We start from the raw sequence: 15,711 nt of genomic DNA on the forward strand, positions 1-15,711 counted from the left end.
GTATGAGCAGGGACGCCACCGTTGAGGCCGTTTTCCAGAACGAAATAATCGCCCAGATGCAGGCCAATGGGTGGCTGCTGGGTTCCGGCGACCAGTACCACCGGGAAACGGCGCTGTACACCAGCGATGTGCTTGGTTTTGTCAAACAGACTCAGGCGAAGGAGTGGGAGAAGTTCTGTAAGGTATTCCCCTCGGATTCGGAACAGCACTTTATCAGCCATCTGGTGACGCAGCTTAATAAGGCTGCCCCCAATGCCATTGATAAAGAGCTACGCAGTTACGGTACCCTTGGGGTGTTACGTCATGGCCTGAAGATTCGCAATGCCCGGTTTCGCCTGTGCCAGTTTATGCCGGAGCATGATCTGAACCCGGATACGCTGGCCCGTTATAAAGAAAACCGTTGTCGCCTTGTGCCGGAGCTGGTGTATTCGCCCTATGCTACCGATGAGCACCTTGTTGAAACCGGTAAAAAGGCCAGGTCGTGGCGCATTGATCTGGTGCTGTTTATCAATGGTCTGCCGGTATCGACGCTGGAGCTGAAATCCGAGTTCAAGCAGTCCGTGGATAACGCCATTCGGCAGTATAAAACCACTCGCCAGCCCAAAGACCCGGAAACCGGTAAGCCGGAACCGCTGCTTACCTTCAAGCGGGGTGCGCTGGTGCATTTTGCTGTCAGCCAGTATCAGGTTTATATGGCAACCCGGTTGGCCGGTGCTGATACCTTCTTCCTGCCGTTTAATAAGGGGACAAAAGAAGGCGGCGCTGGTAATGATATTCCCGACGATGAGAACCGCTATGCCACCGATTACCTGTGGAATGAGGTGCTGCTGCCGGATAACCTGCTGAATATTCTTGCCCGTTACGCTCACCTTGAGATTAAGGAGACCGAAGACTGGGAAGGCCGCAAAACCAAAAAGGAGACGCTGATTTTCCCTCGGTATCACCAGTGGGATGTGGTGCGTAAACTGATTGGCGCTGCCCGTACCGAAGTTAACGGGCATCGTTACCTGGTGCAGCACAGTGCCGGTTCCGGCAAGTCCAACTCTATTGCCTGGACCGCTCATCAGTTATCCACCCTTTATAAAGACGATGGCGATAAACAGTTCCATTCTGTGATCGTGATTACTGACCGGACGGTGCTGGACGATCAGCTTCAGGATACCATTTACCAGTTTGAACACGCCGATGGGGTGGTGGGGCGTATTAACAGTAAAGAAGGGCAGGGCTCCAAATCAGAGAAGCTGGCCAGTGCCCTGGAAAATGCCCAGCCGATTATTATCGTGACCATACAGACCTTTCCGTTTGTACTGGCAGCTATTGAGAGCAGTACCAATCTGCAGAAACGTCGTTATGCCATTATTGCCGATGAGGCGCACTCTTCCCAGACGGGCGATACTGCCAGGAAGTTGAAAAAAGTGTTGATGGTGGATGGTGAAGCAAAAGAAGCAGAGCTATCGGCAGAAGACAAGTTGAATGCATCTGTTGCCGCACGACGGAAGAGCGGCAATCTCAGTTATTTTGCTTTTACAGCTACGCCAAAGGCGAAGACGCTGGAAACTTTTGGTCGGCTGGCTAATCCGGATGAACCACCTTCAAAGAAGAACCTGCCCCGGGCATTCCATGTGTACTCCATGCGACAGGCCATTGAAGAAGGCTTTATCCTGGATGTGCTGAAGAACTACACCAATTACAAAGTTGCCTACAAGCTGGCCCAGAAGATTGCCGCTACCGATGAGGAAGTGGACAGCAAACGTGCCAAGGTGAAGGTGGGGCGCTGGGTACGCCTCCATGAGCACAATATCAGCCAGAAGGTGAAGGTGATCGTCCAGCACTTTCAGGAACATGTTATGGGACTGCTGGGTGGTCATGCCAAGGCGATGGTGGTGACCAGCTCCCGCAAGGAAGCGGTACGCTATAAGCTGGCCTTTGAGAAGTACCTGGCTGAACACAAGAGTTCCATTGCCGTGATGGTGGCCTTTTCCGGTGAGGTGCAGTTCGACCAGAATGATCCGGACAGTGCCGCCATTCTTGATGAGAAATTTACGGAAAAAAATATGAACCCCGGCCTCAAAGGACGGGATATGCGTAAGGCGTTCGATACCGACGATTACCAGATTATGCTGGTGGCCAATAAGTTCCAGACCGGTTTTGACCAGCCCAAGCTTTGCGCCATGTATGTGGATAAACCGTTGGGTGGTGTGGAGTGTGTGCAAACCCTTTCCCGCCTTAATCGCACTTATCCCGGCAAGGCGGAGAGCGGCACCTTTGTGCTGGACTTTGTTAATGAGCCGGACGATATTCTGGCTGCCTTCCAGCCTTACTACCAGACAGCAGAACTGGCAGATGTGTCTGACCCGGACAAAATCTTTGAGCTGCATGAAAAGCTGCGGGCCAGTGGCATTTTTACCTGGAATGAAGTGGAGCGGTTCTGCGAAGCCTTCCTGACCCGAAAGAAAAGCAATGCTGCTGTCAGTAATATCTGTAAGCCTGCGGTGGAACGGTGGCAGAAGCGTTACAGCTCTGCGGTGGCGGCTTATGAGCAGGCCAGGGATATGCTGGACCGGATGAAAAAGTCCGGCGATGCGGTGCTGATCGCCAACGGGGAAAACAGCCTGAAGGAGTGCAAGCAGGAAAAAGACCGGCTGGAGATTTTCAAGAAAGATCTGGGCAGCTATACCCGTTACTACGAGTTTATGTCCCAGATTGTCGATTACGATGATATTGAACTGGAACAGCTCAGCCTGTTTGCCCGCTACCTGCGGCCGCTGCTCCGGGAACAGGTTCTGGACGAAGATGATATTGACCTTGATAACGTGGTGATGAGCCACTATCGTCTTGCCAAAATCCGGCAGCAGGACATTCAGCTTAAGGAAGACAGTCCCGAGTACAAACTGGAACCGGGCAGCGATATGGGTACTGCCAAACCCAAGGATAAGAAAGAGGAGTTTCTGTCGCAGATTCTTACCCGATTGAATGAGCTGTTTATTACCGACAACCTGTCGGATGCGGACCTGATCAATTATGCCTATACCGTTCGGGACAAGCTGGCGGAAAACGACACGGTGATGAAACAGATTGCCAATAACACCGCTGAACAGGCCTTGCTGGGGGATTTCCCGAAGGCCATTGATGATGCGGTGATGGACAGCAACGAAGCTCACCAGGAGATGATGTTGCAGTACCTGTCCAACCCGGAGCTGGCCAGAGGGTTTGCACGGGTGGTGTTTGATATGTTGAAGGGGTGATATGCTCCTTCAGTTTTCCTTTTTGATGAGTTTCAACAACTCAGAGCCTGTTGTAAAAGTTACTGATCATTAACCCAGGATAAAAATCTAAAGTCGTCTATAACTACGGTATATGATTTCATATGGTTAGCTACTTACCCTTCCGACCTGACTGATAACGAGTGTGCAATCCTTGAACCACTGTTTCCTGACCCTGGCTATGATACTCCAAAGAATGGACGACCACGTGATCACCTTAAGAAACACTTTAAAAAAATCCAGAAAGTCTGGGCTGATTGTGGTTACCGAGGTTACCTTGAAGAGTGGTTTTATCGCTGTAAGCCCAAAAGGGAACTGTCTAAAGACTATGAACAGTTGCCAAGGAGTTCAGAAGCCTTCGTTTATATATGCATGATTCGCATAATTCTGCGAAGGCTTAAGTAGTTTTAAAACAGCCTCTTACTGATACTCGTGCTCAAGAATATGAGAGATGTGTATTGATAGCGGAGTGTTACTATGCACTATGTTTACCAGTTTCTTTACTTCCTGAAAACTTCTACCCGAATAAATAGCTTCAACATTTACACTGGATGTATTTCCGTTAAATAAAACTTTGTTGGGGTTGTTTGCATTTGTATCCTCTTCAATACTGGAGGATTGACGAGGTGCAATAAGAAAAACATGCCCATTTTCAAATAGTCCTGTGTACATTGTATATTTTTCATCTTTGTATTTAGTGGTTGCGTTACCCAGCTCCATAATTGCCAGGAAACATTTAATATCTACTCGTTCTGGATCTTTAACAAGTCCTGAGTGTTGGTCGTATACATATCGTTTAAAAAAATGATCAAATTTGCCTGAATTGTAGATTGATTTTAAACTCTCATATTTGCTCGAATGTACTACTGTTTTCATATTTTTGAACTGAATTCGATGCCTTAAATCTTCGATAATCTTTTGATCAATAGAATTGTTGGCATTATGGCATGTCTGCTTGAGCCGGAGCGCGTCGGGCAGTGTCAGTTTATTTGCGATATGTTGAATAACCTCAACGGGCAAGCAGTTGAAATAGCCAGTTTGTAGCTGTTGGTCAGGTGTTGATTCTGCTAATTGCAGTGGAACTCTGGACGATAATCCTGCTTGATTACATGGAACATCGAATGGCATAAGATAGTTCTTATATTTCCCTCTCTTCTAAGTCTTAATAGAACCTGAGTTTGCGAAAAAGTTCCATCTGCGGGCGAGTGTGTGATGCAATGCAAAACCGGGATGCAAAACCGGGACATCCACAGTGCAAAACCGGGACATCCACAGCGGCAACATGCTCTCAGGCAGCCTGATCTTTGGAAAAAACGGCAGTATCCAAATGCTGTGAGCCGTCTTGCACTGATAGTCAGAGGTTTCCTTTCCGTACATTTGACACTCTACTAAATGAACTTTTCATCCCCCCTGCTGTCGAATAAAAAAGAATATAAATTATATTTTTTATTTCTGTTTTTTGTTATACGGGGGTGCAATACGCACTGAATCAGAAAAAGAGCAACCACCATCATTGCCTATGTTACCAACGACAATTGCAACGAATGTTCCGGCCGCCCACAGTAGCAGACCTCTTGAGGCTGACCATGCCGTTCAGCGTCGGTATTTCAACCGGGATATCAGCCAAATACTGGGCCTTCCTCCGGTAGTCAACAATACCAGACTCATTGGTATGGAGTATGAGTCCAACAACGTCACAGTCACAGCTCCTGGCATCGCCCTCAGAAAAGGCACAGTACTTGCGGAAACCCTCGGATGTCACTTTGGCTACCCATTAATGAGTCTGACCATTGATCAAACGGGTGGGGAGCAAATACTGGCAATACTGGAGACGGTGCTGGCACCGCTGTTATCGGAGACGCTGGTCAAATTGCGTTTATGTGAGCTGGTAGAGAAGCTGTTTGAAATGCTGGCAACCATCCCCTCAGAGACCGGCATGGCGCTGGAAGAACTGATCCAACAATACAATCGATGGCTGGAAAGCCTCGATGGGTTTGACGAGCGTACCTGTACTCTTTTGCAATTAACGGCAGTCTATGAGCCGACCTCCCTCAGACACGACCAGGGTATTAACTATGGGCTGCTGAATCAAGCGGAGGTCAGCACCTCGACCGGCAAAGGACCTCTGACATTAATAAAGATACCGGATCGGGAGGTCGGCTGGGACTATTACAAACAGACCAGCTTTTTTGTAGAATTCAAAAATATCAGACAACTTGCGAATATCCCCCGGCAAACGGAACTCTATTCACTGCTTGATGCCGCCGGTTGGTGTGAAGCAAAAGAGATCGCTACCGCTCTGTTGAGGGAGTTCGGAATAAAAACGGAACATGAAAATACACTGCCTGTCTTAATGCACTGGTCGTACAACTGTCTGAAAATAATTAACTACGGTTTTACGACCAGAACGCGTGGTGGTCAAAGAGTTATCCGCCATGTGTCTTTGTGCATCCGAGCTGGCCAGCTTCAGGAGGTGTTTCAACTGCTATCAGATGAGACCGTTAACGAGTTGGTCACAAGCATTAATAGAGATCGGGACAACGACCTGTACAAGGTCATAATACTGATATTTCTGGACTACGGTGGCTGGAAAGAATTTCCTGAAAAACGCACCGCCTATGAAAAGTTGGAGCAATGGCTGTTTCACGAAGTCCGGGAACTGTTTAAAGTCCTCAAAATAAGGCAACAGCACGGTAAACACCATGTGTATAGCCCTTTTTTATCAACTCCTTATATTGTCACCAGAGATAATGAAAAACTGATATTGCCTGATCCGGGCAAGGCAGCTGGTTACTTGCGAGATTTTGTTCTGCCCAAGCGCAATGACAAATATTATTTCCTCTATGAATTAACAACAATTAAGGAAACAAGTTATTGCGTTATCGAGTTCAGATTGCATCAGGGCAACTGTGGGGAGTTAAGTGTTTTTGATCTTCCATTCAATCATCCGGAAAGACCCTTTGACCCATCACACCTCACCGAAAATGAACAACAGATGATGGATATTCTGTTTGAAAACACAGCGGTGCAAACCTTAGACGACATCATGTGGCTCCAGAACCTTCGGTCTTTGCTTGAATCTCTACCCGATCTGGGTACTGGACAGATATAAAATTCAAGCTAGCCTCAGGGGGCGTTAATTAAAACTCAAATAAAATCATAGAAAAAATCGGTAAAAGGTGGTCAATAGAAAAGGTGGTCAATAAATGTATCAAGCCAATGTCGATGCGACTGGGGTAGGCCCACATACTGGCGATATGTCTCTCAAGACGACCAGGACTGTTTCGAGGCAAGCAACGCTGGCTTCAAAATCGTTTTGCAGAAAGGTAAGCATTGACGAGTGGGCCTTAGCCATGGGAGTCAAACGTCAAGCAGAGTGTGATAATTCTGTCGCTGCAGATCTCAGAGACAAAAGCTGCAAAATGACAGAAGCTGGCTTAACGGATCAAAACTCACTGAAAAAAACAGCTCAGAAAATTTTTATAGGTAATAGAGAGTATACGCGTCAGGAACTTTCTGAGATATCAACTAAAGAGCTTAATCTGCTTCTCAAGAAAGAAAATAGCAAGGAAGTTGAAAGTTTCGTGAGATATATTAGAAGAGCGGAAAAAAACAGGCGTCATCAAGCAGGATATAGAAAAGGGGTAATGGCTAATAAACAGGCTGTTGCCAATGAAGTGAAAATGTTGAAGTCTGAAAAAAACAGGCTGGAGTTAGAGAAGAAGTCTCTAATAATGGGAAAAAACAAGCTTGAGTTAGAGAACAGGGCTATTGTAGCGTTAAAGAACAGGTTGGAGTTAGAAAACAGATTTCTAATAACGGAAAAAAACAGGTTAGAGATAGAGCTCAGGTCTCAAATAGCGGAAAAAAATAATATTTGGAAACAATATCAAGCTATCATGCAGGGGATTGCTGTTCAACCAGGGGAAAGGTCTACTCAATAACTGTGCCAAACATGCCCATATTCGGCAGGAGGAGCTGTCAGCAGAAAGGTATCCCTACCAGTGTAGTTTGTGTCAACGTAAATCAGCCAGTCTCAAAGGCCTCAAACTTCATTTACACCGCCACCAGAATGAACTTTCTTTTATAGAGCGCAGAGGCATAGTCCTCATGGCATTGGGAGGCGGGTCAATGGCATAAAACATCACTGTGTTGGTTAACGCTTAAAGAAGTTAATGCTAACAATGAGAGTACCGACCCATTCCGGCTTCACTGATCTAATGTATGATTTCTGACTGTTTATCCGCACAAAATCAAAGCAGTAATATAACTGCATCTCAAACTGATAGGCTTGAGGAGCAGAACATGGATATTCTTGCCAATATTAACCAGGCAGAATGTAAAGCCAATTGTGGGTTTGTTGCTATGAGGGTCTTTCATTACCTGGAGAATAAAACGTTTCAGCCCATTCTTTGTGATGAATTCAATGCACCAGCACCACTATCAACACTGACTGTCTATGGCAAACTTGATGACATGTACTTGGGAAAAAAAACACTGAAACTGGAGTTGTTTGAAGGAGAACATGATGATCTGATATTTTCATGTGAGCAGAAGTTACTTGAGATGAAGCAAAATGAACACGCCATTGTCAGTTTTTCATATCAAGTGGCTGGTAAGGAAAAAGGGCATTTTTTCAATATTTACCGGAACAAGTCCACCTACAAAATCATTGACGCTATTAGTGCCATGGCCTTTGATAGATATGCCATTTGCAAAAATTTGAGTGAATACTTTCATATTAAATTACCTCGGGTTGGTGCTGATACATTGACAAAAATACAGCTTATACACTGACCGCATGGATTATATAGTATTGCATAAGCTCATTCTGAAAATGGCTGCATTTTACAGGATTAAGATAATTCCAAAGATTAAGTGCTACGGATAGCACTTTGGAGTAACTGTTGTGTGTGCCAGATCTTATGCCGAATGCATCATCACAAGCAGTGATTTGATAAAATCCTTCTTTTTGATTTCATAATCACTCACATACTGATTGGTCGACAGCCAGTTGTTAATTCTGTGCTCGAAACCACTGCGGCAAACATGGCCAGCCAATTTTTTTTGAAGAAGTGCCGTAAGCGTGTGCAGGCGTTGTTGTTGTACTTGACGATATTCAGGCAGACAGTCAGGTGTTCCGGGTTTGCCTTCAGAGTGCAGATCGATAAACTGCCTGGCTTTATTCAGGGTAAGCAGAGAGCGAATAAGCAAGCCATAAATACGCTCCTCGATATTTTGGGGGTCGTTAAAAAGAATGGTTCGTTGCAGGTCAAATACTGCCCCTCTTTGTAGTTGCCTGGTCAGCGGATCCAGGTTTTCAGCGAGGTATTCCAGCGTATCGTTCAGTAACTTTGTTTCATCAGCAAACGACAAACACAGTACCGGCCTCGCAACACCGGGAACGTGGAGGGCCAATGGTGCTGTATTTTCATGGGTTAATCGGGCGTCCACACTGACCTGAAGCCCCATGGTTTTCATACACAGATCCGCGTCCCTGAGATGAATATTGTAGGTTTTTGGTAGTTTAATCTCCGGACATCCCGGGAGTTGCCAGATGGTGATGCTTTTGGGAATGTCTGAGTCTGTGGTGTTCAGTGCCTCTAGCTTTGCAAAGAGTATTCTGGCGGGCTCCTCTGTTGAGCAGATAATGTCAATATCATTAAATAATGAGCAGTGGTCCTGTAAAAAACGCGCATAAGAACCGGTAATCAGAATTGGGGTATTGCTATAAGAAACATTGATTTCCTGAATAATCTCCAGTGTTTTCAGTGTTAGCGCATTTAACCGCAGAACCGGATTTTCCGGGAAATCCGCTCTGCCAGTTGTTGACCATTGCTTCAGAGTTTGTGCCCCATTGGTGGTAATGCCCTGAGTGGCACACGTATGGTCTGTTTCACCCCGGTATTTCGTTGTTCGGCCGGCGTTCTCTATATTGGGAATCAGGTCGGGGAGGTTATCTCTATGTCGATGTCCGGTGTTTTTTACACAATGGGCTTCGTAGCTGTATTGTTCAAACCAGAAGCCTAGATCATGGCGCAGTTTGCTTCCTTCCGGAAAACTCTGAAGACAGCCAAGTACCTGGTCCTTATGGACTTTCAGTCCATCAATAGACTGCCTCGTGATATAGCAGTGTGCCAGGAAGAAGAAATGTACGCGTGAATTCTGAAATGAGTTCCTCAGTTTTTTGATGGATTGCAACACCTGTTCTGCTGACACTTCCTGATGATCGATAGTCAATTCATTCTGCATAGCCATGAATTTCAAGATACATTGCAGCCGATGTTGCTCATCTTTGAGCGATACGTTGTTTAATAGTTGCCAGGCTTTTTGAATGATATCCTGAGCTTCGCTGGTTTCATCATATCCCTGGGATTGATTCAGCCTTTGAATCAGATACATCGTTTGTCGTGAAGAATGATCGCCAGGTACTTCATTAAATGCTTCTAGCACTTTCTGGTTATCCAGATAGTTGCCATTCAACTCTCTGGCATGCAATGCCAGTAGAGAATAAAAAATAGCTCTTTCGAGCAACCAGCCACCACGTTCATAATCCTTCACCACCGTCTCCGGTGTTACCTGCTGGCCATTCAATAGCAGCCCCTTCAGGCAACATTCTTCTTTGAAGCGTGCGATCTCAAGTGTCGCTTTGGCCGTCTGAAAATTCTTATACACCTCATCCGGGGTAACCAGCTGGCCATTCAGTACCAGTTTCCTCAGGCAGCATTCCTGCTTAAAGCGCGCTATTCCCAGCCTGCCTTCTGAACTATTCGGGAAAGCCTTAACCACAGCATCCGGTGTCACCTGCTGGCCATTCAATACCAGTCTCCTCTGGCAGCATTCCTGCATAAAGCGCGCTATTCCCAGTCTGCCTTCTGTCGTATCCGGGAAAGCCTTAACCACTGCATCCGGTGTCGCCTTCTGGCCATTCAACGCCAGGCCTGTCAGGCAACATTCTTCCTTAAAGCGCGCTATTCCCAGTTTGCCTTCCGGACTATCCGGGAAATCCTTAACCACCGAATCCGGTCTGACCTGCTGGCCATTCACCAGCAGCCCTCTCAGACAACATTGTACCCTGAAGATTGCTCTGCCCAATTTGCCTTCGGGACTGTCAGGGTAAACCGTGATCACCGCATCCGGTGCAACCTGCTGGCCGTTTAACTCCAGGCCCCTCAGGCAGCATTCCGCTTTGAAACGGGCGAGCTCCAGAGTTGCACCGGCTGCCTGATAATCCCTGACCACCTCATCCGGTGTTATCTGCTGGCCGTTCAATAACAGGCCCCTCAGGCAACATTCCGCTTTGAAACGGGACTGCTCCAGTGTGGTTCCGGCTTTCTGAAAATCCTCAACCACCGCCTCCGGTGTAACCTTCTGGCCATTCAACGCCAGGCCTCTCAGGCAACATTCTTCCTTAAAGCGTGCCAGCGTCAATGTTGCATTGGCTACCTGACAATCCTTAACTACCGTATCCGGTGAGACCTGCTGGCCACTCAACGGCAAGCCCTTCAGGCAACAATTCGCTTTGAAGCGTGCCAGCTCCAGGTAGGCTCCGGCTGACTGATATTCCCTGACCACCGTAGCTGGTGTGACTCGCTGGCCATTGAGTGGCAGCCCTCTGATGCAGCATTGTTCAATAAAGCGCCCCAGCTCAAGTGTTGCTTTGGTGGCCTGATAACCCTTAACTACCGTATCCGGTGTGACCTTACGGCCATTCACTAACTTGCCCATCAGGCAGCATTGTTCCTTAAACCGGGCCATCCCCAATTTGCCCTCCGGACTAGCCGGGAAATGCTCAACCACATCGTCCGTTGTGACCAGCTGGTCATTCAACAGCAATCCCCTGAGGCAACATTCTGCCCTAAAGCGCGCCAGCTCCAGTGGAGCCCTGACTGCCTTAAAATCATTAATCACCGTATCCGGTGAGACCTGTCGTCCATTTAACAGCAGGCCCCTCAGGCAACATTCCGCTTTGAAGCGGACCATCGCTAATCTGCACTGCTTGTTACCATCTGGTTTCCGATTGAATTCCTGAATGACCTGGTCCGGGGACACTTTTTTATTGCCGTGTAGAATGTTCTGTAAGCAGAGCTTTTGCAGAAAGAAGCCACCTCTGAGAGACGTTTTATCATTTCTATAGGTGCCAAGCACAGCGGCCGAGGAGATGTGACGTTCCTTTAATGGGTTTTTATCCCAAAAGGCGTCCTCAACACGTTTGCCGACATCCAGGGTGGGAGCTCTACCTCTATAAGACGGATGGTTTGAGACTCTTTTACCGTTAAATGTACTTCTTGAGCGATCAGGAATCCCCCTGGAACCAGCTGGCTGGGCAACACGGCCAGCAGGCTTTGGGCGGGAGTAGGTTGATGCGTTTGCTTTCAGAATAAAACCCTGTCTGGACAGTTCATGTTGAGAAGGTGAATTCGGTACAAATATTCCTTCAGCCAGTCTAATTAACAGTGGCAAGAGGCAGCACTGATGATAATTCTGCTCTTTTGGCCTTAGCTGCCAACTCTCCTTTCTCCCTGGCCAATGTTTCGCTGAAGCCTTTTCTTATGGCAGATGTATAGGCGTTTGATCTGGCATTTCTGATGGCTTTGTATGCCTTGGCTTTATCGGATGCTTCGTATTTGGCCAGGTACGTTTTGCGTTTAGCGGATGTAGCATGCCTGGCGTGCCTTTTGGCTCTATTTGCCTTGACTTCATCGGATAAGTTGTACCTGGCGTTGTTCGCCCGGCCTTGATCGGATGAAGTGTATCTGGCTTTGGACGCCTTGCCTTTTTCGGATCTGAAGTATCTGGCTCTGCTCAACTTGCCTTTTTCGGATGCTTTGTATTTGGCCTGGTATTTGGCTTTGTTCGTCTTGCGTTTTTCAGAAGCACTGGCCACTTCAGGCGCAGGTGGCTGAGGTTCATCAGAACTGGAAGATTCAGTGCCTGTAAATCCAGAAGTTACGGTATGCCCTGGCTGTTCTGTGTTTTTATTCAATGGGCGAACCACAGCAACCGGACGGGGTGGTGGCTGAGAAAAATGAGCTGATGCATTTTCAGCAAATGGTAAATGAGAAATTGAAAAGTCATTCAGTGACCGTGGAGAAGGTGGCTCCTGGTTTGTGACTTCCTGATTGAAATATTCGTCAAGGGGTGAGTCATGCCTGTGTACAGAATAACCAGCCATGCATGGCGATGAGCTGAAAATGTCGTTTAGTGTTAAAAATTCATCTGGAAAACCCTGTAAATTGGCATAAAAAAGATCGGGATCCAGGTTCAGATTGAATGTGTCCATTAGAATTATTGAACTGTTGAATTACAGCCAAAGACCACTGATTCGTATAAAAGTTCCCCCTTTCAGCATTAGTCGTTGACTCGATGAAACTGACACCGATACAGCTGGTGTAAAAAACATGCCTTGAAACGCCCTGTTTGCCCTCTCCAAAGTGGCCATTAAGTAGTTGGCCAATGGAATCGTATATTTTTGGTTTAGTGGGCAGTTACTATGCAAGGCACAACAGGTTCTATCACTCGCTGCCCAGAGCAGCGACTACTGATGTGCTGTAGAGTTCCATTCTGTACCTGAAATTCCTTAGGTGTACGCTACGACTACTCACTGCTGTCAGGTTCATGGAGGCAGGAATTATTTCAAGATAAGGTAATCACTGATGAGTTTTCTGACGAGAGTCTGTATGATAGGGACCGTTAAAAGTGATATTAGTTTTTTTATGAAAAGATTTGATGTTCCGAGCGTAGTCTCTCTGCATATCCTTCATAAACAAAAATAAAACTTCTAGCTAAACGGCTTTGCCCACAAAGTCACCCTATAGTGTTTGAATATCAGGATATGAGTATGTCTACCTCTACAGGAACCGTTAAGTGGTTTAATGACGAGAAAGGTTTCGGTTTTATCAGCCAGGAAAACGGTGGACCTGACGTGTTTGCCCACTTCCGTCAGATTGCTACCGAAGGCTTCAAAACCCTGACTGAAGGCCAGCGCGTTGAGTTTCGTGTTACTCAGGGCCAGAAAGGTCTGCAGGCTGAAGATATCCGTCCTCTGTAAAACTCAGTTTTCATTTGGGCGATCCATATAAAAGGCAGTGCTTTACGGTACTGCCTTTTTTATTGCCTGCCACAAAGGGGGCAGGAAGAACCGGTTATGCCCCTTCTGATTCACGTACTTGCTCAACATTCGTCTGCTGTCGCCCAAAATGACCTGTTCTTCAGTACTTGTCTTATGATTGGTACGGTTTGTTGATAAATTACACTTTTATGGCGGGGCTGAATCCGTCATTATAGTGCTCCCGCTGGCTCAGGCTGGTTTGGTGTTGGTTTTCAAGGGCATCTCAGGGGAGTGGTAGCATTTTCCCGGGATGCCGAGTGTTATTTGGGCAAGGCAGTCGATGACAGCAGAAGACAGTAATATTTCTGACCAGGGCATCCAGAAGCAGGAACAGCAGTTGGCCTCTGAACAGGATGTTTCCGGTTCCCCTATGAATCAAGCGCTTCCGGAAGAGGCCAGGAAAATTCTTGAGAGGCTGCATAACCGGCCGGAAAGCGACGTAATGAACTCTGAGGCGCTGCGTCTGGTGCGAATTATCTGGCCCGGTGCCTTCAATGTTTCGGATCCAAGGCCCCTTAAGATTGGTATTCACAAGGAGATGGCAGAGGCAAACCTGCTGCCTGCACACATTATTCCGGTTGCATTGCGGTTTTTTACGTCCATGGAACGCTACCTTGAGAAGATTAAGCCCGGTGCTACCCGCATTAACCTTCAGGGGCAGGCGGCAGGTCGGGTGAAACTTCGCGAAGCAGTGGATGCAGAAATCAAACTGTATACCCAGAGCAGTGATTTTGTCATAACACGGGATCGGGTCATTATTAAGAAGATTCGTTTATTGTCCGTGAATAAACAGACTTGAACGGATGCCAGTAGGCGGTCTGATTATTTTTTAATCAATCTGTCCGGGTGGCCTGAATTGACAGGTGTTTGTGAACTATCCCGAATGTTGTCACAAGTTTATCCACAAAAGCTGTGGATAAACTATATGAGCCTGTCAGCGGGCAATAATCATCAGATAGCGCAGTTGCTCCCGGTGAAGCATCCAGCGAATAAACCAGACTTGCAGTCGCAGCCTGATCCACATCTTGGAACGTGTGAATGCTGAAAGGCTCTGGTAGTGTTGGCCAAACCAGAAACAGAAACCGGAAAGGACATCATCGGTAATATCCAGAATCTCAACCTGCTCAAACCCATGCTGGTTAAGCAGGTTTTCGTAGGTCTCTTTGACGGGCATATCTTCAACCAGGAGTCCTGATATACGACCAAGCTTGTTTACCAGGCGCTGTTCCCGGCGGTCCTGAAATGGCCGGGCCAGCACCATATCGGTAAACACCAGAGTGCCTCCCGGCCTTAGTGCTTTCCTGGCATGGCTGAAAAAATGAGAGCGGGACTCCAGATGGTAAACGCAGTCCAGGCCGATTAACTTGTCGCAGCTATTCTCTGGCCGTTCTGCCAGTGACTTGTCACCACCCCGCACCAGTTTAAGCGTATTGAAATGCCCGCAATGCTCCAGTGCCTGGACCATCTGTTGCTCATCACTGGCGATTGCCGTCAGGTGCTGAACCTGGTAATAATCCAACCAGACCAGCAACTGATCATGGCTGGTGAAAGCGACATCAAGGACTTCATCCTGACTGGACAGACAGACTTTGTCGGCCAGTAACCCCGCCATTTCCGAGCAGGCCTGCCGGTATTGGGACGTGTCTCTCCAGTAACCCAGCAAGCGCCAGCCGGAGGAGGGCTGTAACGGGTTATTCAACAGCCACTGATCAACCTTCAACTCGCGCTCGCGGCTTGACGATGGCCACCAGATACGTATCAACAGTGCCAGACCCTGAGCCATCAGGCCTGACATAAACAGCCACGTCAGGAGCACTCCGAGAAGAAATGAAAGAATTGGCATAAGCTGACTTTTAATTTTATCCATGCTTTTTAATTGAGTACGGATAATAGAGAGATCATTGTGTTTTTGCCAGAGTTGTGCTTTTGCCAGAGTTGCAGTTTTGCCAGAAACCCAGGCTGTTTTTTGGGGATTCGGTGACAAACTTTATGGTGCTGAAAAACTCGGGTTTCCAGACAAAATCTGAAAACCCGGGACGTTGCCAGTTATCGTATTAACTTTAAACCTGCGTAATCTTAATCAGCAGTGCACTTTCCGGCTGCATCACTGGCATCATCAGACCTACCTGTTCAAGCAGGGCGGCGCTCATAATGGCAGGCTCTGTCATCCAGGGCGGACACTGTTTCATGTAAATATCGGAAGAACTTTTTTCCAATACCTGAACCTTATAGTCTTTTTCCGGGTCCAGGCCGGGAATTTGCACAGTGGCGGACATGGCATACTCAGGCATATCCAGCTGGGCGAACATCACCACGGTTTCCTGCTTATCGGTGCTA

General features: G+C 47.2%; 11 protein-coding genes and 1 pseudogene. 7 read left to right on the forward strand and 5 right to left on the reverse strand.

The window, feature by feature from the left end; genetic code table 11:
- Positions 1 to 2: 2 nt before the first annotated feature.
- Both ACO6V1_RS09900 and ACO6V1_RS09905 read left to right on the forward strand, forming a co-directional pair.
- Positions 3 to 3,245 (forward strand): type I restriction endonuclease subunit R, encoded by a 3,243-nt coding sequence (locus tag ACO6V1_RS09900; protein WP_422466721.1) that lies wholly within the window; start codon positions 3 to 5, stop codon positions 3,243 to 3,245.
- A gap of 327 nt (positions 3,246 to 3,572) precedes the next feature.
- Positions 3,573 to 3,668 (forward strand): annotated as a pseudogene (locus tag ACO6V1_RS09905) (IS5/IS1182 family transposase); the annotation flags it as partial.
- Between the two features lie 15 nt (positions 3,669 to 3,683).
- Here the strand turns inward: ACO6V1_RS09905 and ACO6V1_RS09910 are convergent.
- Positions 3,684 to 4,391, reverse strand: coding sequence for an F-box protein (locus ACO6V1_RS09910; protein WP_422446977.1), 708 nt, complete (start codon positions 4,389 to 4,391; stop codon positions 3,684 to 3,686).
- Between the two features lie 391 nt (positions 4,392 to 4,782).
- Here ACO6V1_RS09910 and ACO6V1_RS09915 point away from each other — a divergent pair, with 391 nt between their 5' ends.
- The 3 genes from ACO6V1_RS09915 (at position 4,783) to ACO6V1_RS09925 (ending at position 8,060) form a co-directional block, all read left to right on the forward strand.
- A complete protein-coding gene (locus ACO6V1_RS09915) occupies positions 4,783 to 6,375 on the forward strand; it encodes a hypothetical protein (RefSeq protein WP_422446975.1) in 1,593 nt (530 codons plus the stop codon).
- Between the two features lie 94 nt (positions 6,376 to 6,469).
- Positions 6,470 to 7,207, forward strand: a complete 738-nt coding sequence (locus tag ACO6V1_RS09920; protein ID WP_422461520.1) for a hypothetical protein — start codon at positions 6,470 to 6,472, stop codon at positions 7,205 to 7,207.
- Between the two features lie 361 nt (positions 7,208 to 7,568).
- Positions 7,569 to 8,060, forward strand: a complete 492-nt coding sequence (locus ACO6V1_RS09925; protein WP_422446972.1) for a hypothetical protein — start codon at positions 7,569 to 7,571, stop codon at positions 8,058 to 8,060.
- 126 nt (positions 8,061 to 8,186) lie between these two features.
- On the opposite strand, the gene ACO6V1_RS09930 is transcribed toward ACO6V1_RS09925, so the two are convergent.
- Both ACO6V1_RS09930 and ACO6V1_RS09935 read right to left on the reverse strand, forming a co-directional pair.
- Positions 8,187 to 11,726 (reverse strand): hypothetical protein, encoded by a 3,540-nt coding sequence (locus ACO6V1_RS09930; protein WP_422466723.1) that lies wholly within the window; start codon positions 11,724 to 11,726, stop codon positions 8,187 to 8,189.
- Positions 11,710 to 12,438, reverse strand: a complete 729-nt coding sequence (locus ACO6V1_RS09935) for a hypothetical protein (RefSeq protein ID WP_422446968.1) — start codon at positions 12,436 to 12,438, stop codon at positions 11,710 to 11,712. Before ACO6V1_RS09935 ends, ACO6V1_RS09930 begins: the two co-directional genes overlap by 17 nt.
- 666 nt (positions 12,439 to 13,104) lie before the next feature.
- Here ACO6V1_RS09935 and cspE point away from each other — a divergent pair.
- Both cspE and ACO6V1_RS09945 read left to right on the forward strand, forming a co-directional pair.
- The gene (cspE, locus tag ACO6V1_RS09940; protein ID WP_101748687.1) at positions 13,105 to 13,314 is read left to right on the forward strand and encodes a transcription antiterminator/RNA stability regulator CspE; all 210 of its coding nucleotides are present in this window, start codon (positions 13,105 to 13,107) and stop codon (positions 13,312 to 13,314) included.
- A gap of 340 nt (positions 13,315 to 13,654) precedes the next feature.
- Positions 13,655 to 14,173, forward strand: a complete 519-nt coding sequence (locus ACO6V1_RS09945) for a ProQ/FINO family protein (RefSeq protein ID WP_422466725.1) — start codon at positions 13,655 to 13,657, stop codon at positions 14,171 to 14,173.
- A gap of 135 nt (positions 14,174 to 14,308) precedes the next feature.
- Here ACO6V1_RS09945 and ACO6V1_RS09950 read toward each other — a convergent pair whose 3' ends face one another.
- Positions 14,309 to 15,358, reverse strand: a complete 1,050-nt coding sequence (locus tag ACO6V1_RS09950; protein WP_422466727.1) for a methyltransferase domain-containing protein — start codon at positions 15,356 to 15,358, stop codon at positions 14,309 to 14,311.
- Positions 15,359 to 15,434: 76 nt separating this feature from the next.
- Positions 15,435 to 15,711 (reverse strand): GH36 C-terminal domain-containing protein (locus ACO6V1_RS09955; RefSeq protein ID WP_422466729.1); only part of this gene is annotated, 277 nt, incomplete at its 5' end.

Origin of the sequence: Endozoicomonas sp. ALC013 (assembly GCF_049310205.1) — a bacterium.
Lineage (GTDB): Bacteria > Pseudomonadota > Gammaproteobacteria > Pseudomonadales > Endozoicomonadaceae > Endozoicomonas.

Bases quoted from the DNA above. Each gene is read 5' to 3' on its own strand.
- ACO6V1_RS09900 (WP_422466721.1), top strand. From the start codon at position 3: ATGAGCAGGGACGCCACCGTTGAGGCCGTTTTCCAGAACGAAATAATC.
- ACO6V1_RS09910 (WP_422446977.1), bottom strand. From the start codon at position 4,391: ATGCCATTCGATGTTCCATGTAATCAAGCAGGATTATCGTCCAGAGTT.
- ACO6V1_RS09915 (WP_422446975.1), top strand. From the start codon at position 4,783: ATGTTACCAACGACAATTGCAACGAATGTTCCGGCCGCCCACAGTAGC.
- ACO6V1_RS09920 (WP_422461520.1), top strand. From the start codon at position 6,470: ATGTATCAAGCCAATGTCGATGCGACTGGGGTAGGCCCACATACTGGC.
- ACO6V1_RS09925 (WP_422446972.1), top strand. From the start codon at position 7,569: ATGGATATTCTTGCCAATATTAACCAGGCAGAATGTAAAGCCAATTGT.
- ACO6V1_RS09935 (WP_422446968.1), bottom strand. From the start codon at position 12,438: ATGGCTGGTTATTCTGTACACAGGCATGACTCACCCCTTGACGAATAT.
- cspE (WP_101748687.1), top strand. From the start codon at position 13,105: ATGTCTACCTCTACAGGAACCGTTAAGTGGTTTAATGACGAGAAAGGT.
- ACO6V1_RS09945 (WP_422466725.1), top strand. From the start codon at position 13,655: ATGACAGCAGAAGACAGTAATATTTCTGACCAGGGCATCCAGAAGCAG.